Here is a 23,630-nt window from a genome sequence, read left to right on the forward strand (position 1 = left end):
AGCCACTCGGCATATACATGAAAGACCTATTATTTTACTCATATGGTGCTTTTCTTTAGGCCTAAGCGTTAAGCACATCATTCAATCTAGCTCCCTAATGGCATCTTTCTATGAACAATGAAATAAATAAAATCAGATTAGCCAAATACTTGGCCATGACAGGATTATGCTCAAGACGAGCAGCCACTCGGCATATACATGAAAGACCTATTATTTTACTCATATGGTGCTTTTCTTTAGGCCTAAGCGTTAAGCACACCATTCAATCTAGCTCCCTAATGGCATCTTTCCATGAACAATGAAATAAGTAAAATCAGATTAGCTAAATACTTGGCTATGACGGGGTTATGCTCAAGACGAGCAGCAACTCGGCATATACGTGAAAGACCTGTTATTTTACTCATATGGTGCTTTTCTTTAGGCCTGAGCGTTAAGCACATCATTCAATCTAGCTCCCTAGTGACCCCTGCCCATGAACAATGAAATAAATAAAATCAGATTAGCTAAATACTTGGCCATGACAGGGTTATGCTCAAGACGAGCGGCAACTCGGCATATACATGAAAGACCTATTATTTTACTCATATGGTGCTTTTCTTTAGGCCTAAGCGTTAAGCACACCATTCAATCTAGCTCCCTAATGGCATCTTTCCATGAACAATGAAATAAGTAAAATCAGATTAGCTAAATACTTGGCTATGACGGGGTTATGCTCAAGACGAGCAGCAACTCGGCATATACGAGATGGCCGTATTACATTAAATGCTAGACTCGCGACCCATATTGATACTGTCACATTGAATATAAGAGAAAATGGGTCAAACCTAGCATCCATTGACGACATCATATTATTTGATAATAAAATCATTTCCAACATCGAAGCTAAAAGCTACTGGCTTTTTCATAAAGCAGTCGGCACTGACTCTCGATTACTACAAGATGATCCTAGCAGTTTATTACACCTTCTCCCTCAATCTCCTCGTCTTTATCCTGTAGGAAGGCTAGATAAAGATTCAAGAGGCTTATTACTATTAACCAATGATGGCACATTAACTCATCGATTATTACACCCTAATTTCAAGCACAAAAAAACCTATCAAGTACGACTCGATACTGAATTTGATGATACTTTTCTTGAGTCCATGGCTAAGGGTGTCCAATATAAAAACATCACTACACAGCCTTGCATTATCAATAGAATTTCAAAAGTTCAATTTGAAATAGTCTTAACCCAAGGGCTCAATCGACAAATACGCCGCATGTGCCAAGCATTAGGTTATCGAGTCGTAGATTTAAAAAGAACATCCATAGAAAGTTTAACCTTAGGTCCTTTACCTGAAGGAAAGAAAAGGGAATTAACGCAAACAGAAGTGACTCAACTCTTATCAATCATTACTCCGCAAAAATAAGTGGCTGATTGACAGCCACTTAACGCTTGAGGCAAACTAATGCACTATCTCCATTTCTTCTAATAAATTATCGGCATTGTCTAAATACTTCATAACCCACAACATATAACGACTATCCACTTGAATAGAGCGATTATTTTGTGGATTATAACTCCAATCTCCAATAATACTCTCGTACACACCATCAAATAATAATCCCACTAGCTCAGCCTTACCATTTAATGTCGGAGAGCCTGAATTGCCCCCAGTGGTATCCAATGTTGATAAGAAATTCACCGGCACAGAATTAACCGCTTTAACATAAAAATCGCCGTATTTTTTCTCTTTAATTAAAGACAACTCTTTTGCTGGCGCATCAAAAGGCGCAATACCAGTATCTTTTTGCACTATACCTTCTAATCGAGTAAAAGGCTCGGCATAAAGCCCATCTTCAGGTGAATAGCCTTTTACGTGGCCCACACTCACGCGTAAACTTGAATTGGCATCAGCATAAATTGGTTTCCCTTGAGCACGGTAATAAGCAATCAAGGCCGCCATATATTGAGGGCGCACTTTCATCAAATCGCCTGTCAACTGCTTCTCTTTCGCCTCTTGTTCCATATCACTTTCATACATAGCTACCGCAAATTGAATAAAAGGATCATTGGACGCTTTAAATTCATCAACAGACTTATTCATCCAAGCTAAACGCGTCGCTTCATCACCCAATTGAGTTTTTGCATACATAGTATCCAGTTTTTGTTGAACTTGTTTTGCATCAAATTGAGCCGTGATCCCAAAAAACTGATCTAAAGCCGTAATATGCTCACTCTTCGGTAATTGGGCATAACGCTGCAACAAGTCAAATAACAAGGCTTTGTCGACACTGGCCGCATAACGGCGATCAATACGTTCAAGTTGAGATTTAAATTCAGGCATGTCTCTAGACTGATATCCCGGCTCTCTATCAATATCCTTTAATTGCTTTTCATTGGCTAAACGATACAACTTTCGAGCTGTGGGCACCATAGTCGTATAATTCATGTAGCTCATTAGCATCTTACGTGCTTGGTTTTCTTGAGATGCCACAATTAATGCGTCTAATGCAGTTAAACTATTTGAAAAACGAGCATTATTTTTTTCATCTCTTTGAATCCAAGTAGAAAGCGCTTTTTCAGCCTGCTCTCTATCAGCTAACATGCTTGACTTACCATAAAACTCAATCATTGAAGTATAGTTTTTAGCATAATTAGCAAGCCCGGCAATCAAACTCTCATACTTAATACGTTCATCCGTACCCGCTGGCGCTGTTTGTTTAATAATATCAATAAAGCGCTCTCTCAACATTTTGGCTTCAGGATAAGACCACTCAAAGGTATTCTTCACTTCGTTCGCTGTACGGTAACGATTCGTTCTTCCCGGATAGCCAGCCACCATCACAAAATCGCCCTTACTCACGCCTTTGGCCGACACTTTTAAGAAACTTTTAGGCTCATATGGCACATTATCCGCACTGTAATCAGCCGGTTTACCCTCTTTAGACACATAAGCTCGATAAAAAGAAAAATCACCAGTGTGACGCGGCCACATCCAATTATCAATATCGCCCCCATATTTGCCCACACTGGCAGCAGGATTATAAACGAGTCGAACATCTCTTATGGCAAGCTGCTTGACAAGATAATATTCCAATCCACCATGAAAGCTATACACTTGGCAGCGATAGCTTTGATCGGATTCACAAGCTGAAACAAGTTGTTTCTCTCTTTGCTCTACGGCTTGATAAAAAGCTTTGCCTTTTAATTCCATAATACCATGTTTAATCTTATCGGTAACATCCACCACCGACTCAGTCACATAAACCCGCGACCCCGGTGTCGCAGGCAGTTCTTGTTGATAATTTTTCGCTAAAAAGCCATCTTTTAGTAAGTTGTTATCGGCTGTAGAGTTATACTGAATCGATCCATAAGCACAATGGTGATTCGTCACAACGAGCCCTTTAGGTGACACAAAAGAGGCGGTACACCCCCCCAGACTGATGACCGCATTCATTGGATAGTCCGTTAATGTTGAAATATTTTCAGCACTCATTTCTAGGCCTTTCGCTTTCAGCTCATCAGCCATGGCAGGTAATTGATAGGGCTGCCACATCCCTTCATCGGCTTGTGCTGCAAAGCAACTTGCCAGTATTGCTGTTACCCATATTTTCTTCATTTTATTCCATCCATTTTCTTAGTATTTTTGATGATGAATCACACTTGTTTTCATTGAACAATGAAGCACCATTAATTTAACAAGACCACCCACATAATTAACCCAAAACCACCTATCATCAGACTTTATCACAATTAAACTATTTACATAACAATTGAAGGCGCATAGCAACATATTAATCGCCATAAAATCGTTATTTTTCGAATAAAAATACACTTCTCATGTGCGCTTTAAGGGACTATGTTCTACAGTTTAAGGATGAAAATAAGCCTATTGTTAATTTGCCTATGATCAATCCAACACCAGAAGTTTTCCTATTGGTTTTTGCTATTGTTGCAATGATCATTGCCATTTTATTACTTTCTCTTAATCGCCTTATCGCAGGAAAACCCTTACCACGCAAAGATGAAGCCCCATTTGAATGTGGGCTTAATCCCACCACAAGTGCCAAAAAATCACTTTCCATTAATTATTTTTTGATTGCCAGTGCCTTTCTCATTTTTGAATTAGAGACGGCCATTCTTTGGCCTTGGGCAGTCAACTACTGGGAATTAGGCATAGCTGGAATGATTTCAGCCGTGAGCTTTATGATTATTCTATTACTCGGTTTATTTTACCTATTAGCCAAAAGGGCATTAACAATATGAGTAAAACTATTCCTATTCAGCAAGATCTTGCCCCAGCCCATCTAACTCAAGGAAAAGAATCTACTAAAACAGGCACCATGGGGACTATGCTTGCCAAGCTGGACAATGTCGTATCTTGGAGTAGAAAGTCCTCTTTATGGCCTTATAACTTCGGCACTTCTTGTTGTTTCGTTGAAATGATGACAGCAATGACTTCCCGCTATGATATGTCTCGCTTTGGCGCTGAGGTCATTAGAGGCTCCCCTAGGCAAAGTGATGTATTAATTACCTCTGGTACGATTTTTTGTAAGGTGGCCCCGTTGGTGAAACGCTTACACGAGCAAATGTTAGAACCTAAATGGGTCATATCTATGGGTTCGTGTTCCAATTCAGGTGGCATGTATGACATCTACAGCGTAGTGCAAGGGCTAGATACCTTTCTCCCCGTTGACATTTACGTGCCAGGTTGTCCTCCACACCCAGAAGCATTATTACAAGGCCTAAACCTATTGCAAGATCATGTACAAAATCATCCAAACAGCATTTTTACTCGGGACAGAAAACCCTTAGGCATTATTGTCGAATGAGTGTAGTGAAAATCATGGGCATTCAGTCACGCCTCTTTAAGCGCTCATTTCCCCTATTGATGAGACAAAAAAGCAGATGAAAAGAAACACAAATAAAAAGGTACAACACTCCTTAGAGCTGAGTCTACTGGAAAACTTTAATGTTGAATTACTCTCAAATATTTCCACTAACTTACCCAGTTTTAAGGTTGCTATTGCCGATCTCATCCCTATTCTCACCTACCTTAAAAAGCAGTCCCCAGTAAAATATGAAATGTTATTTGATATTTCAGCTATCGATGAGTCTGCGCGTTCAGACCTTGGTTTTTGTGTGTTTTATCACCTGACTTCACTCACCGCTAACCGAGATATCTGCATTCGTGTTTATATAAAAGATGATACCGAAAAAATTCCCAGCATTACTGCTATTTGGCCTTCAGCAAATTGGTATGAACGAGAAATTTGGGACATGTTTGGCCTCACATTCTCAGGCCATCCCAACCTCACTCGGCTATTAATGCCTGAATACTGGCAAGGTCACCCACTACGCAAAGACTACCCTTTTCACGCAACAAAAATGCCTCCTCCCTTTGATCTCGACAGTGAAGATTACGCCAATATCATGGAAAGTTATCAAATTCCAGATCATCGCCAGGCCGATGAAGAAGATACCATGTTGCTCAATATTGGCCCCAATCATCCAGGCACTCATGGTATTATTCGCCTCATGACAAAGCTTCGAGGTGAGACCTTACTCGAAATCACACCCGAAATCGGTTATCACCACAGAGGCGTTGAAAAATTAGCAGAGCGTCATACTTATCATAATTACATTCCCTATACCGACCGAGTTGATTATTTAGGCGGTGTTGCAGGGGAACTCCCCTACCTTTTAGCCATCGAACAGCTCATTAACAGTCATGTTCCCGAACGCGCGACTGTCATCAGAGTCCTTCTCACCGAGTTTTTCCGTCTATCGAGTCACCTCGTGTGGGTGGGCAGTTTTGGCCATGATTTAGGCGCCATGAGTCCTGCCTTTTATTGCTTTAAAGTCCGTGAAGAAATTTTCGACTTTATCGAGCTCGTCACAGGGGCTCGCATGCATCCTGCTTTTTTCCGCGTCGGTGGCGTCAGCCAAGACATGCCCGAAGGTTGGCAAGTATTAGCATATAAAGCCTGTGACAGCATGGTACAGTGCTTACCCGAATTAGAAAAACTGACCATTAAAAACCGTATTTTTCAAAATCGCACGCGAGATATCGGTATCATTAGTCAAGCACAAGCCATTGATTGGGGCTTTACGGGTCCAAACTTACGCGCATCAGGACTGGAGTGGGATCTGCGCCGCACTCGATCTTATTGCGATTACGACAGCTATGATTTCGACATTCCAACCGCGCAACATAATGATTGTTTTTCACGTATCGCTATCCGTTTACAAGAAATAACCGAAACCTTAAAAATCATCAAACAGGCCATAGACAGATTAATCAATATGCCTGTCGGCCCGGTCCAAGACATGGAATGCAACGATTACGCTTTCCCTCGCAAACAAAATACTCTGCAAGATATTGAGACCTTAATTCACCATTTCGTTGATACTGGACGCGGATTTAACATGCCAAAAGGCGAAACCTTCTTTGCCACAGAAACCTCAAAGGGCATGACAGGTTATCACCTTTTCAGCGAAGGCCAATCGAGCCCTTATCGATTGCGTGTTCGAACCCCTTCGATTCCCCATTTTCAATCAGTAAAAGCCGTATGTGAAGGTGAACAAGTGGGAAATTTAGTCGCTTACATCAGCTCCATTGACTACGTTTTATCGGATTTGGACAGATGAATGAACAATAAAAAAGGAGGCTGCTATGTTCACACCGAATGAATTAGCCCATTTAAAACAACATGTCAGTCATTACCCAGAGCCTAGAGCGGGTGCAATATATTGCCTATATGCCGTACAAGATAAGGTGGGCTATATTAATGATCAAGGTATCGACATAGTCACCCAACTGACTGGCCTATCAAAAACACAACAAGAAGAGCTTATCTCTTTTTATACTCTATTAAGGCGCCGACCCGTTGGCCGGAATGTCCTTAGAATTTGTGACAGTATCAGCTGCCATGTGATGGGCAGTAAAACCCTTATCAATACCGCAGTCAAACACACTGGTGTTCCCATGGGAGAAGTCAGTAAAGACGGCTCTGTTACCATTTTACCCAGTATTTGCCTAGGGTTATGCGATAAAGCCCCTGCCGCTTTACTCAATGAAATGGATGAAGTCGAAAATTTAACGGTACTTTCTATCACTGAATACTTAAATAAACTCAGCCAACAAGCACATGATCCCAATAATAAAGGCAGCGGTTCAAGTATCATTACCACATCAAGGCTGGGAGACAATAACTAATGGATAAAATTCTCAGTCGAAACTTTCATCATTCCACCCCCCTTAATATTGAGGAATATCGTCAAGCTGGTGGATATCAATCCCTTGAAAACATCATAGGTCATCCAAGAAAAACACTATTAGCCACCTTAAAAGAATCTGGGCTGAGAGGTTGTGGTGGTGCAGGATTCTCAACAGGGCTTAAATGGAGTTTCAAGGCGCCTGATGCCCCTCATCCCGTTTATTTAGTCATCAATCTTGATGAAGCAGAGCCAGGCTCCTTTAAAGACAGACAAGTCCTGTATCGCGATCCTCATACCATTATAGAAGGCGTCATCGCCTCAAGTTACATCCTTGAAGCCGATAAAGCCTTTGTGTTCATTCGCGGTGAATACCGTAAAGGTGCACAAGGTTTAGAAGCGGCAGTCAATGAAGCAAAAGCCGCAGGATTACTGGGTTATAATATTCTTAATTCAGGTTGGAACCTCGACATCGATGTCCATTTAAGTGCGGGGCGTTATATCTGTGGTGAAGAAACCGCCCTACTCAATGCCCTTGAAGGCTATCGTGCTAATCCAAGAGCAAAACCCCCTTTTCCTATTGCAAAAGGCTTGTGGGGCAGCCCCACTATCGTCAATAATATGGAAACCATTTGCCATGTTCCCTTTATTTTGCAAAACGGCATAGAATGGTTTAAAAATCAAGGTACTAATGGCGCTTATGGCAGCCATATCTTTCAAGTTTCAGGTCCCGTTAAAAACCCAGGTTTTTTTGAACTGCCACTGGGAACTACCGCAAGAGAAATTATTTATGATCACGCAGGCGGCTTATTAGACGGAAGAAAGTTAGTGGGCTTTCTACCCGGTGGCGCATCGACACAATTCATGTTACCCGAAGATCTAGACGTCCCCATGCACTGGGATGGCCCCCCCACAGTCGGTGCTCGATTAGGCACAGGTGGGATCATTGTCATGGATGATAGCCTATGTCCAATCGATTTTATGATAAACCTAATGCAATTTTTCACAAGAGAGTCCTGTGGCTTTTGCACGCCTTGCCGCGATGGTCTACCTTTTGTTAAATACCAATTAGAAAAATTTGAAAAGGGTGAAGCAGACGTGACTGACATCGACACGCTACGTGAGTTATGTGACATCATTTACCCCAACACTTTCTGCGCGTTCGCGCCGGGCGCACTGATGCCGATAAAGTCTGGCCTCGATAAATTTGAAGCATTATTCCACCAGCATATCGATAATCATGGTTGTACTCATCCTGCACATATCGCGTCAAATGACGCACTCGATGATAAGGTTGATGGCTAATGGGTAAGATTTTTATTGACGATCAAGAAGTTAACTTCGAACCAGGACAAAATGTGCTACAAGCGGCGCTCAAAGCGGGTATTAACGCCCCCTACTTTTGTTATCACGAAGCACTGGGATCAGCAGGGGCTTGCCGCATGTGTACCATGGAACTTGAACCGACAAAAGAAGGCGAAAATTCAAGATTAGTCGTCACTTGCTTACAAGCAGCACAAGATGGCCAGCGCTATCGTTTAAATAAAGGCATAGGTGATCATGTCAGACAAGGCGTCGTCGAATATTACATGACACGCCATCCCCACGATTGCCCAGTTTGCGATGAAGCGGGTGACTGCCAACTTCAAGACATGACCATTCTTTCCCATCATACTTATCGACGCTTTAAAGGGGCAAAACGCACTTACATGGATCAAGCCATGGGGCCGCTCATTTATAATACGGCTAATCGCTGTATTACATGCTATCGCTGTAGTCGTTTTTATCAAAATTATGCACTGGGCGATGACTTTGGCGTTTATGCATCAGGCAATCGAACCACCTTTAGGCGTGCAGAAGCAGGCCACTTCGATAGCCCATTTTCGGGTAACCTTATCGATGTTTGCCCCACAGGCACCTTTACCGATAAAGTCTTTAGACGAAAATTTAGCCGCACTTGGCAATTAGAAAAAACAGAGTCTATATGTAGCCACTGCTCTGTAGGCTGCCATACCGAACCGGGTGGCCGAGATAATCGTTTACGCCGAGTGCATCCCTTTCCAAACACAAAAGTCAATGCCCACTTTATTTGTGATCGAGGCCGTTACGGGGAGCATTACAGTGAAGCCAAAGACAGACCATTGGCCCCTCAAATTAATGGCGCAGCCGTTAGCCAGCAAAAAGCACTGGATCATATTAGCGACATTTTAACAAAATCAGCTGGAAAAGTCGGTATTTTAAGTAGCCCAGATGAAGACCTCAGTTGCCATTATGCCTTAGCGAATATTGCAGAGCACTTTAATGGTCTCTTTAGTCCTTTTGTGATGCCCCAAACGGAAGATCGCACCGCAGCTGCTCTCGCTCTGAGTCGAAATTGCCCTTCGTTAACGGATATTGAAACCGCTGATGGAGCCATTATTGTCGGCGCCTTGACGGAAACAGCCCCAATGATGGACTTAGCCGTTAGGCAATTAATCAAAGCGGGTAAAACTGTGCATATGCTACATGCGTCTCCAACCTTATTAGCCGACATTGTGCGTAAGCAACACCCAGATCAAATCCATCAAGCCGCCCCCAAAAACTGGGCGGAGATCATCAATAGTTTTGATGCTTCTCATGCTGCCGAGGAAATGGGCCCAAATTTATTTGCCAATTTAGAAACCGGTAAACGTATTGTGGTGTTAGGTGTCGCTGTAGAAATGGATATCGCCTCAATGCATGCCTTGCATGATTTATGTCAAGCTTTTGAAAATAAACAACTCACAGTACAACTTGGATTCGCACTTAACGGCGCCAATGCTACAGGCTCTGCCATGATAAGTGCGCAATATCCCTCAGCGAAATTACTCGATGCCGTCAAACAAGAAAAGATTGAAACTTTACTCGTCTGTGGGGCCGATCCCTTTGGCTTTGGTGCCGCAGATTGGCTTCCCGCCAGAAAATATATTAAGCAGCTCATCGTCTTTGATAATGTAAATTCCCCAACAGTAAAAACTGCCGATGTGATACTGCCTCACGCCACTTGGTCAGAACGTTCAGGAATAAGCATCAATTACGAAGGCAGAATTCAAGGGTTTGATTCAGCTTATCAGCGTAAAGGAATGCTCACAGCGCTCGATTTAGCTGCCGCATTAACTGGGATCTCCTCGCAAGATTTTCATACTCAACAATCAAATCATCTCACCAATATCACCGAATTTGAATCACTTCAGTTCGATGGTGAACAATGCCTCAATTTACACAAACTTTTTGAAGGCAGAGCCGAGGCGAATCAAGTCTCTATCGATAGTAATAAAGACAGTTTACAAGTGGTTCGTCTTACATGGCACGGTGGCAGCAACAAAGCCAGTTACGCCGCCGAAATCGCCTCTATCAAGCCTTGGAAAGACAATATCATTTACTTACATCCAGACACTGCCCATCGTCTTAATCTAAATACCAAAAGCAAACTGAAACTGGGAAACCCAAGTGATCACCCAGACAATCCAAACAACCACTCCAATATGGATCATGCCTTTCCCATCATTTTGAATAGTGAAGTTGCACTGGATTGCCTCGCCCTGACTCGAGCCACGTTACATCATGTGGGCCACTTAGTGAACGCGATTATTCCTATCGACAACCTTAGCATTATTACAAATGAAGACGAATAAGATGAATAAGATGAATAAGATGAATAAGATGAATATCGATCTATGGGTTGAACACATAATGAACGCAATTATTCCTATCAACAACCTCAGCATTATTACGAATGAAGACGAAGAATATGAATAGACAACCTCAGTATTATTGCGAACGAAGGCGAATAAGATGAATATCGATCTATGGGTTTATTGGGTTATCGCCATTATAGGCATGTTTATCTCCTGTATCGCACTGGTACTCGCCGCAGGATATTTGGTCTTTTTAGAAAGACGTGGTCTCGCCTTACTTCAAGACCGTTACGGACCTAACCGTGTCGGTCCTTTCGGACTATTACAACCTATTGCTGATGCCTTAAAATTACTCACCAAGGAGTTTTTCACTCCTCATTTTGCCGATAAATGGCTTTATATGTTGGCGCCCCGTTTAGTGGTATTTGCTGTTTTAGTCAGTTTTACTGTGATCCCTCTAGCACCGGGCATATCTTGGGCTTCAGGATTAAACATTGGTTTATTACTGATACTGGCCTTAAGTTCACTCCATATTTACGGTGTTTTTTTAGGCGGATGGGCATCACACAGTCAATACTCCCAACTCGGTTCAATACGCACTATTGCCCAATTAATCAGCTATGAACTCGCGATGGGAATGTCATTACTGGGAGTGGTCATTCTTGCCGGCTCCTTTAGCTTCGATGATATTATTCTTGCCCAAACAACCCCTTTCATTTTACTGCAACCCTTAGGCTTTATTGTCTTTTTTTTAGCGGGTATTGCAGAAACTCACCGCCTGCCTTTTGATATGCCTGAAGCCGAAAATGAATTAGCAGCGGGATATAACACTGAATATGGTGGAATGGCGTTCGCCATGTTCTTTCTAGGAGAATATTTAGGCATTATTCTGATCAGTGCACTCACAACCGTCTTATTTCTTGGGGGATGGAAAGGTCCCTTTGTGGACGATTTACCTTGGCTGGGAGCCGTATGGTTTCTGTTAAAAGTCGCCTGTATATTATTCTTTTTTGTGTGGATGCGGGCAAGTGTACCACGAACCCGCTATGATCAATTAATGAACTTTGGCTGGAAATATTTACTGCCTTTAAGCTTACTCAATGTCATTGCTACAGCGTTAATTTGTAGTTTTTGGCTACCTTCTTGATATAGGCAGAAGGAGAGAGCATGTATAAAATCATTCATGAAATTTTTGACGGATTTATTGTGACGCTAAAACACGCATTCCGCCCAAGAGACACCATACAATATCCAGAACAAAGAAAAGCGCGCAGTGAACGCTTTAGAGGCCGTATCGTCCTCACTAAAGATCCAGATGGACAAGAAAGGTGTGTTTCTTGTTATTTATGTTCATCGGTTTGTCCTGTCGATTGCATTGATATACAAGGCACAGAAGATGAAAATGAGCGTCGATACCCTGAAAAATTCGATATTAATTTTAGTCGCTGTATTCTCTGTGGTTTATGTGAGGAAGCTTGTCCAACGCTTGCAATTCAACTGACACAAGACTATGAATTTTGCAGCAATAATCGAGAAAAACTCACCTATAATAAGCAAGACTTACTCATTGATGGCACAGGTAAACATCCTGACTACAGTTTTTATCATCATGCGGGTGTCCCTATCAAAGGTAAAGGGATAGGTGATAACCCTGATGAACAAAAACCTGTTGATGTATATACAAACTTACCCTAAAAATAACCTTTTATTGTAGGTAGCAGGTAGGTAATAGACAAAACCAATATCATTCATCTTAACCCCTTAGGGGAATAAACAATATAATGGATGTGAGTATGGAAAATGCAATCTGGGATTTTATTTTTTACCTCAGCAGTGGCATTGCAATAGGCGCCTCCATTGCTATCATTTTTGTCAAACAAGCCATGCATGCCGCGGTATATCTCATTATTTCCTTGTTAGCGCTGGCCCTTGACTTTTATTTACTCGGCTCTCCTTTACTTGCCGTTTTACAGGTCATTTTATATATTGGTGCCATCATGATCCTCTATGTCTTTTTCATTATGATCAACCCACAAAGTCCCACACCTCATATTCAACGCCCCGATCTGACTTTACCTATTCTTCTTCTCGCCATTTTAATCATTGAAAGCTGCTATTTGATCCTCATGAGTCAAATAGAATCACAAAATGTTCCCATTAACGCCTTAGACCCAAAAGCATTGGGATTGGCCCTATTTGGTCAATATAAGATTGCAGTCGAAGTCCTATCTAGCTTATTACTGGTTGCCTTAATCGCTGTTATGTATCTCGCTAGACCTTTCATTTCATCCAAATCAAAAACTAACATGAGGGAAAAATAAATGAATCTTCCCATTTGTATTAGCTTATCTCTTTTATTATTTCTTGTTGGATTAAGTATTGTACTGGTTAGAAAAGAATTTCTATTTATTTTAATGGGCATCGAAGTCATGTTTAACGGCGCAGCATTAGCCGCCATTGTCGGCGCTCAACACTGGCAAGATCCTTTCGGACAAGTGTTAACCCTCTTTATCATGGTTATCGCTGGTGCAGAATTGGCCGTGTCATTGCTCATTGTCATGCACTGTTATCGCACATTAAAAGTCAGTAATATCGATGAACTAAAGCAATTACATGATTAATTAACAAAATAATCAAGGGCTTAAATATGAATAGTCTGATCTGGTTAATACCAGGCGCCCCCCTAATCGGTGCAGGCTTTATTATACTCTTAGGCAACCGCTTTACGGCGCAAATCTGTGCTCGTATTGCAGCATTAATGGTCTTTATTTCAGCCATACTTGTCATTAGTTTATGGGCAACATTACTCGCTCAACCTCATGAAGCCTCTCTAAACCAGCCTTTATTTCAGCAATCTTTATTGACTTGGATGTCCATAGGAAATTGGCAAGTGCATTTAGCATTATCTATTGATAAAACTAGCCTGATTATGATGACAGTGGCCAGTTGTGTGGGATTTTTAATTCACCTCTTTTCGATTCAATTTATGAAAGGCGAAACAGGTGAAAGACGCTATTTTTTCTATCTCAACTTGTTTGTTTTTGGTATGTTAAGTTTTGTCATGGCACACGATCTCATTTTACTTTACCTTGGATGGGAGGTAATGGGCTTATGTTCCTATGCACTGGTTTCATTTTATTATCAAAAACCTCATTATGCTTATTGTGGCCGTAAAGCATTTGTTGTCACACGAATAGGTGATACAGCTTTAGCCATTGCCATCATGGTTATATTTGCACAGTTCCAATCCATAGAACTCCCCTTCATCACCTCACAAGTTGGCGATCAAAGTATCACATCGAATCATTTAACGCTGATAGGCGCATTATTGATCCTTGCCGCCATCGCAAAATCAGCGCAGTTTCCCTTGCATGTCTGGTTACCCGATGCAATGACAGGTCCAAGCACTGTTTCAGCACTGATCCACGCGGCCACTATGGTCACTGCTGGCGTGTATTTACTCATACGTTTCTATCCATTATTTGAACTCGTGCCCGACTTACAACTTGTCATCGCCTTTATTGGTTGTATCACGGCTTTTTTTGCCGCGTCGGCGGCACTGTCACAAAATGATTTAAAAAAAATATTGGCATACTCCACCATCAGTCAAATTGGTTACATGTTTGCTGCCGTTGGTGTGGGTGCCTACGGCTTTGCTTTATTTCATTTAATTGTTCACGCTTGTTTTAAAGCCCTGCTGTTCATGAGCAGCGGTGTTATTATTAAAGCCTTTAATAATGAAAATGATATTCGTAAAATGGGAGGGCTTGGGGAAAAAATGCCTTTCTTGCGTTACAGCTATCTCATTGGTTCATTAACTCTAGCCGCCCTCCCTTTCATTACCGCAAGTTATTACAGTAAAGATCCCATTATTGCCACCACATACACTCAACATTTTGGCTTTTATTTAACGGCTCTCGCGCTATTAGGTGCATTAATGACAGGACTTTATGCAATGCGGATGTACTTAATGGTCTTTACAGGACAAGCCCGCAGTGAAATACAAACCTATTTACTCACTATTGGCATGAGATTACCTTTAGCACTTTTAGCTTTCTTCAGTATTACCATTGGCTTTATTCAAACGCCATGGAGTTGGGGACCACAGCTACTCATACCTTGGTTAGCAAGCGATCTTGGCCTACCCACTCTCCCTCAAGGAAATGCAGAACGCTTCATTGATATTTTAGGCATAAGTGCAAGCATCCTAGGCATTGCTCTTGCTTGTTACTTCACGCCAAAAGAAATTAAGCATCAACAAGGACTCGGTAATATCACCTTTTTAAATCAAGCTTGGTATATCGATCTTTTATCCATGAAATGGATTGTCGTCCCTTATTACTATTTATGTTCTTTATGCCGTGTTTCTATAGAAAAAATATTACTTTTCATGATAGTAGAGTCATCTATCATAGGTATATTACGGCAAGGACATCATGCTTTAAACTATGCCCAAGCAGGGCAGATCACCCGCTATTTATATTTTATTTGCATTGGTGCCATAGGGCTATTGGCCTATATTCTAATGACTATATATCCCATTTATGAATAAAGTAGAGAACTTAACATGTTAAATATCATTCTATTTCTCCCCTTTATCGCTGCCATTGTGATTGCTATTTGCTGTTATCGAAGAAATGTCATCGCAAAAATAGCCTGTCTGAGTATCTGCACGCTAACATTTTGTTTTATTTTAAGTATGGGGGTGTCCCTCAGTGACATCATCTCAACCGTATCAATTTCTCACATTTGGATCCAAAGCTTAGGCATTACTTACCAACTCGCATTAGATGGTTTTAGCCTTATTATGATTTTAGTGTCAAGCTTTATCGCCTTGATGTCTGTTATGGTTGCTTGGAAAAGCATTGATCGATGGGATATTTTTGGTCCTTTATTATTAATGACCTTAAGTGGATTAATGGGAGTCTTTCTCGCACATGATCTATTGCTATTCTACGTCTTTTGGGAAATCATGCTGATCCCACTTTATTTCATGTTAACCCAATGGGGAAACCAACAAAGTCGATATGCAGCAACAAGATTCTTAATTTATACCGTTAGTGCCTCTTTATTTATGCTAATCGGGATCTTAACTTTATATATTCAAGTTGGGCGAGAAACGGGCGTATACAGCTTTGCTTTTAATCACCTATTGACCACGCCTGTTGTCCATAACAGTTTATGGATATTTTTAGCTTTTCTGGTTGGTTTCGCCGTTAAGATACCATTATTTCCCCTACACTTATGGGCCCCAGACACTTATAAAACAGCGCATCCTGCAGTCACTATTTTACTCTCTGGCGCAATGGCAAATGCCGGAGTCTATGGGATCCTTCGAATTTGCACTTTCATCTCTCCTTTAAGTCTTGTCACCTTGTCTCACACCATCATGGGACTCAGTGCCATAGGCGCCATTTATACAGGGCTCATTGCCTACCAGCAAAATAACCTTAGATCGGTCGCGGCCTATTCAAGTATTAGCCACATGAACTTAGCGGTAATGGCCATTTTTGCAATGCAACTACAAGCCATCAATGGCTCAATATTACAACTGGTTGCTCATGCACTCTCCATTACTGGCATTTTTGCTATTGTGGCCATGCTATCTGCAAGAGGGTTTGATGGCGAACTCAATGAAATGGGAGGATTATTTAAACCCATGCCAAAACTCGGCGCCATGTTGTTATTCTTTTTTATTGCCAGTGCAGGCTTACCAGGCTTAGGTAATTTTGCCAGCGAAATACTGATCCTCGTTGGCAGTTATCAAAGCTCCCCTTTATGGGCCAGTTTAGCAGCAATGAGCATCGTTATTGGTATCGCTTACTTTTTACGCTGTTATGAACGCGCAATGTTAGGGCCTTATACTCCAGAAGTGAAACACACAGCAACCTCACAAAAAAACACGCTAAAAGATCTCAATTGGCAAGAAATAACCCCCTTATCTCTACTCGTTATCGCTGTTCTATGGCTCGGCATCTCTCCAGAAACATTTCTTCAGCCCTTACATCATGCCGTTACTCATATCATTGAACATCACTTTAATGCACTAAAAGGTGGCTAACATGCCCATCATCATAAACCTATACATGACCCAAATAAAACACCTAGATCAAAAAATGATGCCCCATGGCGGCCAATTTTATCTAACATTTTTATTGCTTTTCACCAAGGAGAGATAACAATGACATTATCCGACTTAGTCTCTTTATCTCCCTATATCACCTTAGGTTTAGGCGGATTGGTCATTTTATTAACAGGATTATTGCCTAGCTCCCATAAAATCCCCCTCTTTTTCACCGCATTAACTTTCATTTTGACCATCATATTATCGGCAGAACAACTCAGCGCCCAATATACGGTTGAAAATTTTATTTTAATTAATCGATTCACTCAATCGTGTCTGATCTTCTTTTGCCTTGTGGGGCTTATCACTTTATGGATGTCAATTAATGCCTTATCCCTTCGACATCAGCTCGATGAAATCTACTACAGCCTATTGGTTTTTTGTGTATTAGGCATGAGTCTCATTCCCAGTGATAACATGATTGCCTTTTTACTGGGTATTGAATTAGTGACGATTTCAAGTTTTTGTTTATGTATTTGGTCACCCAACCGATATGGCGCCATAGAAGCCGCAAGCAAATTGACCATAATTGCAGGAGTCGCTTCGGCTTTTTTAATTATGGGCATAGCCTTCACTTATCTGGGAACAGGCAGCTTATTATTTTCAACCATGAGTGACGGAATGGCTTCAGAGAAAGGAAATAGTATCATCACCTTTGCCGGATTGATGTTCATCATCATAGGCGTAGGTTTTGAACTTGCCGTCGCCCCTTTTCATAATTGGCTTGCCGACTTTTATGAAGGCGCCCCACTCCCCATTGTCAGCTTTATTGGGACTATCGCTAAGCTCGCGATTCTCGCTTGGGCATTACTCCTTCCGCAATGGTTGAGTGTATCCCTTTGGCAATTCCTTGAGCCTATTTTCGCTGCAATTGCCATTATCAGCATGATTTTTGGCACTTTATTAGCACTAAAGCAAACCAATATTAAACGACTACTCGCTTATTCATCCATCAGTCATTTAGGCGTGATACTCGTATCATTGGCCTTTTATCAATCCACTAGCTTCACTGTAATTATCTATTACGGCGTAAGCTACACCTTGATGACATTTGCAGCCATCAGCATATTAAATAGTTTAGAGAATCATCATAAAGAGCTTACCCTTGATAAGCTCACCGGAATAGGAAAGCGTCAGCCCATCATAGGTCTGTGTATGACGCTAGTGATTTTATCTTTAGCAGGGATCCCTCCCTTAAGTGGTTTTTTTGCAAAATTACTGGTACTTCAAACCACACTCAATAATGAGCAATATGCCGTTGCTATTATCATCATTCTCAGTAGTGCCGCAGCATTATATTATTATTTAAGAGTCATCCTCGTACTCTATCAAGATCAAGCCTCGCCAAATGGCAATACATTACCAAGCTCTCCCTCAGTACTCACCCATAAGAATTTGCGCTATTGGAGTAATCATATTTTCATTATTCTTACCACATTCATTGTTATCGCATTGGGGATCTGGGCGCAATCATTGATCAGCTATGCAATGGGAATACGCTAAGCAACAGCGCTTCACCCTAATAAGCACTCTCAATAGCAATATAGAAATGAAAGCAATTATTAATCAGATAGATATAATAAAAAATAAATAGAAAAAAGCGGCTATAAAGCCGCTTGAGTTTTCTATTACAGAGCGATCCATAATTGAGCTGTAATAATAATCACGCCCGCAATACCTATCAAGGTCAAGCCTATGTTACCTCCACACACTTGATAGCCCGAGCTCACTTCTTTTCGTTGCTTCCATGCCATTAACATGGGAAGAAAGATAATCATGAAAACAAGCGGAATAGCAGCAAAACCTAATACGGCAACAAAGCCATCAGGAATATATAAAGCACAGAGTAACGGAGGAAGGAAGGTGAATAACCAAGTCCGTACGCGAGCCAGTAATGAATCATTCGCACGCGTCAATTCAGCAATAAAATCATATAAGCTCAATGTCACCCCTAGAAATGATGTGACCAAAGCAAGATCAGCAAACAAAGCAATAAACTTACTGATCCATTCTTGACCCGCCATTTCTTGAAGTGCGCTGACTAAGGCAGGTAGAGAACCTGAAAAACCATAAATAGCCTCCCCACCAACAGTCCCCAAACTGACAGCAAGCCATAGAATGTAACACACTAAGGGGAGAGTCGAACCAATGACTAATACCTTACGTAAAGCAAAGGCATCGCCCTCTAAATATCGCACTAAGGTTGCAATACACACATGAAAGCCAAAAGACGTAAATACCACAGGTATTGCCGCCATCCACAATGAAATAGGCTTATCTTGTGCAATAACTTGCATGGCCATTTTAGCAGGGCTGACTTCAGGCAATAATACGCCAACCATAACGACCAATAATATCACCATTAAGGAGAACAGAAACCGAGAAACCTTATCGACCCATGCCACTCCAAGCGCAGCAAATAAACCTAAACAAACAGTAAAAATAATAACGGCCAATTGATTATCTAACACTACATCAAACATGGTTCTCGCTTTTAGCACTAATAAAGAAGAGCCACCAGTTAAATACGCCGCTGTCAATGCAAAAAGTAAACTTAAAAATGATAACCCTTGAATAAATTGGCCTTTTTTTCCTAGGAGTTTCCCTGTTATCGCATGAACATTATCTCCCACTCCCGTGCGTAAATTAACTTCTAACATCAATAAGGAGGTGTAAATCGATATTGCCCAAATCACAACCAATAAAAGTACAGCAGGAAACATTCCCAATGCAGCTGTCGCCAATGGTAGGGCCAACATTCCAGCCCCAATCGCCGTTCCAGCGACTATCGCAATTGAACCTAATATTTTTAAATTCACAAGTTCATCCTGTTTATTATATTTTATCGTTATCACACCAAGATAACTCAATCAAAAAAAGAAATGCAAAACAATACTCTTTAAACTTATTCGCCCTTTGAGTAAGTTATGGATAAGCTATCACTTTACACTGGAACAAAACACATAAGGCTCAACAAAAAACAATGTAACCACAAAATAAAAACACAAAACATCAACATAGCAACAAAATAATCGCATTTATTCCCTTCACTAACAAGCTTCATTCTATACATTGCACTTTACTCATTTATCTTTATAATGCAGCACCTACTTCAGGGGAGTAGCTAACAATTTTTGTCTATGAAGGGATAAAAATTGGGTCAGCATCAACATACTTGGCCAAATGCCATGGTGCTGACAGCGAGTCTGTTATCAGAATATTTCTGCTTTTAGGCTTTCCGGCAAGACCTGAATACAATAACCACACTTCGGGGTGGCGGTTATTTGTATTCAGCTGTTTATGCCACCCCTAATAGGATCATGATCTTGGAAGCATTAATCACCTCAACCCTCAGTGTTGCCATCGCCGAAATTGGTGATAAAACTCAGCTATTAGCCCTTATCCTTGCTGCACGATTTAAAAACAAAACCGCCATTATTCTAGGCATGCTCATCGCTACGCTATTCAATCACTTTATCGCCGCTTGGCTAGGTGAATGGGTAATGAGTGATATTAATCCCACAATGATGAAATATCTAGTGGCAGCTGCACTATTCTCATTAGCATTATGGATTTTAATTCCAGATAAAGTCGATGCCAAGGAAAGTCATTTATATGCATTGGGTCCATTTTTCGCAACATTTTGTCTCTTTTTTCTTGCGGAAATAGGAGACAAAACGCAAGTTGCTACTATGGTACTCGCGGCAAAGTACCAAAACCTATTGTTAGTGGTTACAGGTAGCACACTGGGCATGATGATCGCTAACGTCCCTATGGTTTTTTTAGCGCGATTTAGCGCCGATAAACTGCCCATGTTATGGATACATAGATTTTGTGCCATGCTCTTTGTATTACAAGGTATTGCCACATTATTGTGGCCTTAAGCCAATCAAAAAGGGAAGCCAAAGCTTGCCGTCAAGATTCCGCTTTGACAAAGCTTAAAAAAAGCAGCGCACACAAACTCACACTACAATAGTATCAGGACAATTCGACAAACCTTTAGGATCAGCACATGGATATGCTAACTAAACTGCTTATTGTATTTTCATTTATCGCTCTAGCGGCATGTGATTCGGGTCACACCATCAGCATGACTGGCTTAAGCTTGTCTCCCACCTCCTCTTACATCGCACCCGATGCAACACAAGAGTATACATTAACAGCCAGTTTTTCTGATAACAGTCAACGAACCATAACAGGCTCTGCGATTTGGCAAAGCAGCGACACGGATGTCGCCACAATCAGCAATGGCACAGTGACTGGCATGAGTGAGGGTGACACTACTATCAGCGCCAGTTTAAATGGCTTTACCGCCAGTGCCAGCTTATTCGTCACCTCATCCACTCCCACCAGCCTGAGCCTGTTCACAGAAGATAACAGCACCTTTTTAGCATCAGGCAGCACCACTAAGCTGGCAGCCATACTCGCTTTTGAAAATGGGCCCACATATGATGTTACATTCCATGCCACTACAGGCTTTACTCTATCGGCCAGCGAGTGTTTTACCTTTGATGATACTAGCGCTGCAATCGTCGCCAGCAATAATACTCATGGTGAATGTGATGGCGCCATGACAAGCATCAATGCCACCCACGAGATCACATCACAACTAAGCAGCGAGACCACAAATAGTGAAAATGACTCGATGACACTCATGACATCAGCTGACCTGTTCACAACTTCATCAGTTACTCTACCATCAATATCATCAATGGATGTTTCACCCGATTCAGCATCACTGGAAATCGGCGATTCAACAAGTTTTAATGGTGATTACTTCAACTCAAATGGTGACATAAAAACGTTATCGTGGTCAATCAATGATACGACTGTGGCGAAGATTACAAGCAAAAGTGGTTTTGAAAGTTTTGGAATTGACACAACGGCTGCCGTTGAGGCTCTTCAAGCTGGCACTACAACAATTAAAGCATCCGCCGGCGGTGCTTCAGATAAAGCTACAATAACCGTCACTGACGATGACACTACACTAAGCTCAACCCCGTCATCTCTCGTGCTCGCGAGTAATGCTGATGCCGCTGGTTCACTGGCAATCACAGCCTTTACTGCTTATGGGCAAGCCATGGATGCGACTACCCTAGATAAGCTCGTCTTTACCAGCCTGAATGATGAGATCATCAAGGTCAAAGACGGCAACCAGTTGCAAACGGGCATGACAGGCAGTACCACACTCACCGCCACCTTAGGAGCATTGTCGACCTCAATACCAATAACTGTCATCGACAGTGAAGCAATGACAGAAGATTTGCAATATCAAGAACTGCCTGAAAGTACAACTGCTGCCAGTTTCATCACAATAGACTCTGGTGGATTGACAGGGATCGATGACGACACATCTGACAATGATTCAGCCAGCGCAGCATTATCCATGAAACAAGGCATGCGACACACACTCGGCGCCTATGTTCAGTATGATACTGGCCACAGGGTTAACATCACTCACTTAGCCAACAGTTACTGGAGCAGCGACAATGCCGAAATCGTCACCGCCAATGACGGCACCCTTATCGCTCACAATGCTGGCAGCGCCAACATCACCCTCACTTATCACATGTCAGATGGTGCTCTCATACAAGACACGTTAGAGGTTAACGTCACTGCCACTGCCCCTGAAAGCTTAAGCATTAACACAACTCCAGACACTGTACTCGCTGGCGTCCCCGCTCAACTTCAAGCTTGGCTTACCTTTAGTGACGGCGATCGCATCGAGATCAGCCAGCATCCCCATTTAATCTGGAATACTGAAACCAATGAAACAGATTGCACTGATAACGTCACTATAGACTATGTTAATGGTGAACCTGTACTCTCTAGAGGCCCCTGTTCATTGTCATTAAAAGCAAGCTATGTACATGATGCCATCACAGTGCTTACCGACGAGCTTGGCCTCATCTCTAATATCGATGACGATATGACTCTTTCTCTCAGCTATGAGGGGGCTGAGTATACTGAAGCGTCGGCGCAATCCATTGAGTCCGCTACCCTCTCTCTACCTGCAGGTGCAATCATTCACTTTCATACCACACTCATGAGTGAAGCAGGTGATCTAATAACACTTGCTAATGATAATATACGGTTTGTTGTTGATGATCTTGAAATGGCTAACATCACGGCCAACGGCGTACTAGAACTTTTAAAGGAAGGAAAAATCAATGTAACTGCGACCTACATGCCCACGTTCAGTGGCGCCACCTCAATAACCGACACACTCAGCATTAAAGTCACGGATCAGGCACTCAACGGGATCTTACTCAATACAACCTCACTAGAAGTAGATGAAACAAGTTCAACCATCATGACTGACGCTCAAACCGAAAATTACTATACTGGGCAATCTCTTAGCATACAAGTGATGGCGGAATATGCGTCACAAACACTAGACATCACCGCTAATCCTCACACCCATATCACAGTGGATGACAACACTATGGCAAGACTGATAAACGATAATCAACTTATGCTACTCAAAGCAGGAACCGTCACCGTCAAAGCAGTGTATTTTTCGCCCGACGGGCAGCATAAGACCACTGAGCAAATGTTAACTATTGCCGATAACTAAGGCCAAAGTTAAGCCTTTAGGGCCTTTAGCTACTCCATCATTATGACAATCACATCAGATACCATTCTTGTA

At 41.8% G+C, this 23,630-nt stretch carries 18 protein-coding genes and 1 riboswitch; of the genes, 16 read left to right on the top strand and 2 right to left on the bottom strand.

The window, feature by feature from the left end:
- The first annotated feature begins 653 nt into the window (after positions 1-653).
- On the top strand, positions 654-1,409 hold the full coding sequence (locus Q0791_RS16670; RefSeq protein ID WP_299008771.1) for a pseudouridine synthase: 756 nt from the start codon (positions 654-656) through the stop codon (positions 1,407-1,409).
- Between the two features lie 36 nt (positions 1,410-1,445).
- On the opposite strand, the gene Q0791_RS16675 is transcribed toward Q0791_RS16670, so the two are convergent.
- A complete protein-coding gene (locus Q0791_RS16675) occupies positions 1,446-3,602 on the bottom strand; it encodes a S46 family peptidase (RefSeq protein ID WP_299008773.1) in 2,157 nt (718 codons plus the stop codon).
- Positions 3,603-3,823: 221 nt separating this feature from the next.
- On the opposite strand from Q0791_RS16675, the gene ndhC reads away from it, so the two are divergent.
- From ndhC to Q0791_RS16740, 13 genes are all read left to right on the top strand, one after another.
- Complete coding sequence (ndhC, locus tag Q0791_RS16680; protein WP_299008775.1) at positions 3,824-4,249, top strand: NADH-quinone oxidoreductase subunit A; 426 nt, start codon at positions 3,824-3,826, stop codon at positions 4,247-4,249.
- On the top strand, positions 4,246-4,815 hold the full coding sequence (locus Q0791_RS16685) for an NADH-quinone oxidoreductase subunit B (RefSeq protein WP_299008778.1): 570 nt from the start codon (positions 4,246-4,248) through the stop codon (positions 4,813-4,815). Before ndhC ends, Q0791_RS16685 begins: the two co-directional genes overlap by 4 nt.
- 76 nt (positions 4,816-4,891) lie before the next feature.
- The gene (nuoD, locus tag Q0791_RS16690; RefSeq protein WP_299008780.1) at positions 4,892-6,634 is read left to right on the top strand and encodes an NADH dehydrogenase (quinone) subunit D; all 1,743 of its coding nucleotides are present in this window, start codon (positions 4,892-4,894) and stop codon (positions 6,632-6,634) included.
- A 25-nt stretch (positions 6,635-6,659) separates the two neighbouring features.
- The gene (locus Q0791_RS16695; RefSeq protein ID WP_299008783.1) at positions 6,660-7,202 is read left to right on the top strand and encodes an NAD(P)H-dependent oxidoreductase subunit E; all 543 of its coding nucleotides are present in this window, start codon (positions 6,660-6,662) and stop codon (positions 7,200-7,202) included.
- Positions 7,202-8,506, top strand: a complete 1,305-nt coding sequence (gene nuoF / locus Q0791_RS16700) for an NADH-quinone oxidoreductase subunit NuoF (protein WP_299008786.1) — start codon at positions 7,202-7,204, stop codon at positions 8,504-8,506. Before Q0791_RS16695 ends, nuoF begins: the two co-directional genes overlap by 1 nt.
- On the top strand, positions 8,506-10,854 hold the full coding sequence (locus Q0791_RS16705; RefSeq protein ID WP_299008791.1) for a molybdopterin-dependent oxidoreductase: 2,349 nt from the start codon (positions 8,506-8,508) through the stop codon (positions 10,852-10,854). Before nuoF ends, Q0791_RS16705 begins: the two co-directional genes overlap by 1 nt.
- Before the next feature lie 160 nt (positions 10,855-11,014).
- Positions 11,015-12,004 carry an NADH-quinone oxidoreductase subunit NuoH gene (gene nuoH / locus Q0791_RS16710; RefSeq protein ID WP_299008794.1) on the top strand — a complete coding sequence of 330 codons (990 nt, stop codon included), beginning with the start codon at positions 11,015-11,017 and terminating at the stop codon, positions 12,002-12,004.
- A gap of 20 nt (positions 12,005-12,024) precedes the next feature.
- A complete protein-coding gene (gene nuoI / locus Q0791_RS16715) occupies positions 12,025-12,552 on the top strand; it encodes an NADH-quinone oxidoreductase subunit NuoI (protein WP_299008797.1) in 528 nt (175 codons plus the stop codon).
- Between the two features lie 98 nt (positions 12,553-12,650).
- Positions 12,651-13,178: an NADH-quinone oxidoreductase subunit J gene (locus tag Q0791_RS16720; RefSeq protein ID WP_299008800.1), complete on the top strand. Its 528-nt coding sequence runs from the start codon at positions 12,651-12,653 to the stop codon at positions 13,176-13,178.
- A complete protein-coding gene (gene nuoK / locus Q0791_RS16725) occupies positions 13,179-13,478 on the top strand; it encodes an NADH-quinone oxidoreductase subunit NuoK (RefSeq protein WP_299008803.1) in 300 nt (99 codons plus the stop codon).
- Positions 13,479-13,504: 26 nt separating this feature from the next.
- The gene (gene nuoL, locus Q0791_RS16730) at positions 13,505-15,409 is read left to right on the top strand and encodes an NADH-quinone oxidoreductase subunit L (RefSeq protein ID WP_299008806.1); all 1,905 of its coding nucleotides are present in this window, start codon (positions 13,505-13,507) and stop codon (positions 15,407-15,409) included.
- Between the two features lie 15 nt (positions 15,410-15,424).
- Positions 15,425-16,918 carry a NuoM family protein gene (locus tag Q0791_RS16735; RefSeq protein ID WP_299008809.1) on the top strand — a complete coding sequence of 498 codons (1,494 nt, stop codon included), beginning with the start codon at positions 15,425-15,427 and terminating at the stop codon, positions 16,916-16,918.
- A 120-nt stretch (positions 16,919-17,038) separates the two neighbouring features.
- A complete protein-coding gene (locus tag Q0791_RS16740; protein WP_299008811.1) occupies positions 17,039-18,484 on the top strand; it encodes an NADH-quinone oxidoreductase subunit N in 1,446 nt (481 codons plus the stop codon).
- 125 nt (positions 18,485-18,609) lie between these two features.
- Here Q0791_RS16740 and Q0791_RS16745 read toward each other — a convergent pair whose 3' ends face one another.
- Positions 18,610-19,800, bottom strand: a complete 1,191-nt coding sequence (locus tag Q0791_RS16745) for an amino acid permease (RefSeq protein ID WP_299008814.1) — start codon at positions 19,798-19,800, stop codon at positions 18,610-18,612.
- A gap of 290 nt (positions 19,801-20,090) precedes the next feature.
- Positions 20,091-20,288: riboswitch (yybP-ykoY riboswitch) on the top strand.
- A 19-nt stretch (positions 20,289-20,307) separates the two neighbouring features.
- Here Q0791_RS16745 and Q0791_RS16750 point away from each other — a divergent pair.
- Positions 20,308-20,865 carry a TMEM165/GDT1 family protein gene (locus Q0791_RS16750; protein ID WP_299008817.1) on the top strand — a complete coding sequence of 186 codons (558 nt, stop codon included), beginning with the start codon at positions 20,308-20,310 and terminating at the stop codon, positions 20,863-20,865.
- 128 nt (positions 20,866-20,993) lie between these two features.
- Entirely contained in the window at positions 20,994-23,558 is a 2,565-nt protein-coding gene (locus tag Q0791_RS16755; protein WP_299008820.1) for an Ig-like domain-containing protein, read from the top strand.
- Positions 23,559-23,630: the final 72 nt, after the last annotated feature.

Origin of the sequence: uncultured Shewanella sp. (genome assembly GCF_947495455.1) — a bacterium.
GTDB lineage: Bacteria > Pseudomonadota > Gammaproteobacteria > Enterobacterales > Shewanellaceae > Shewanella.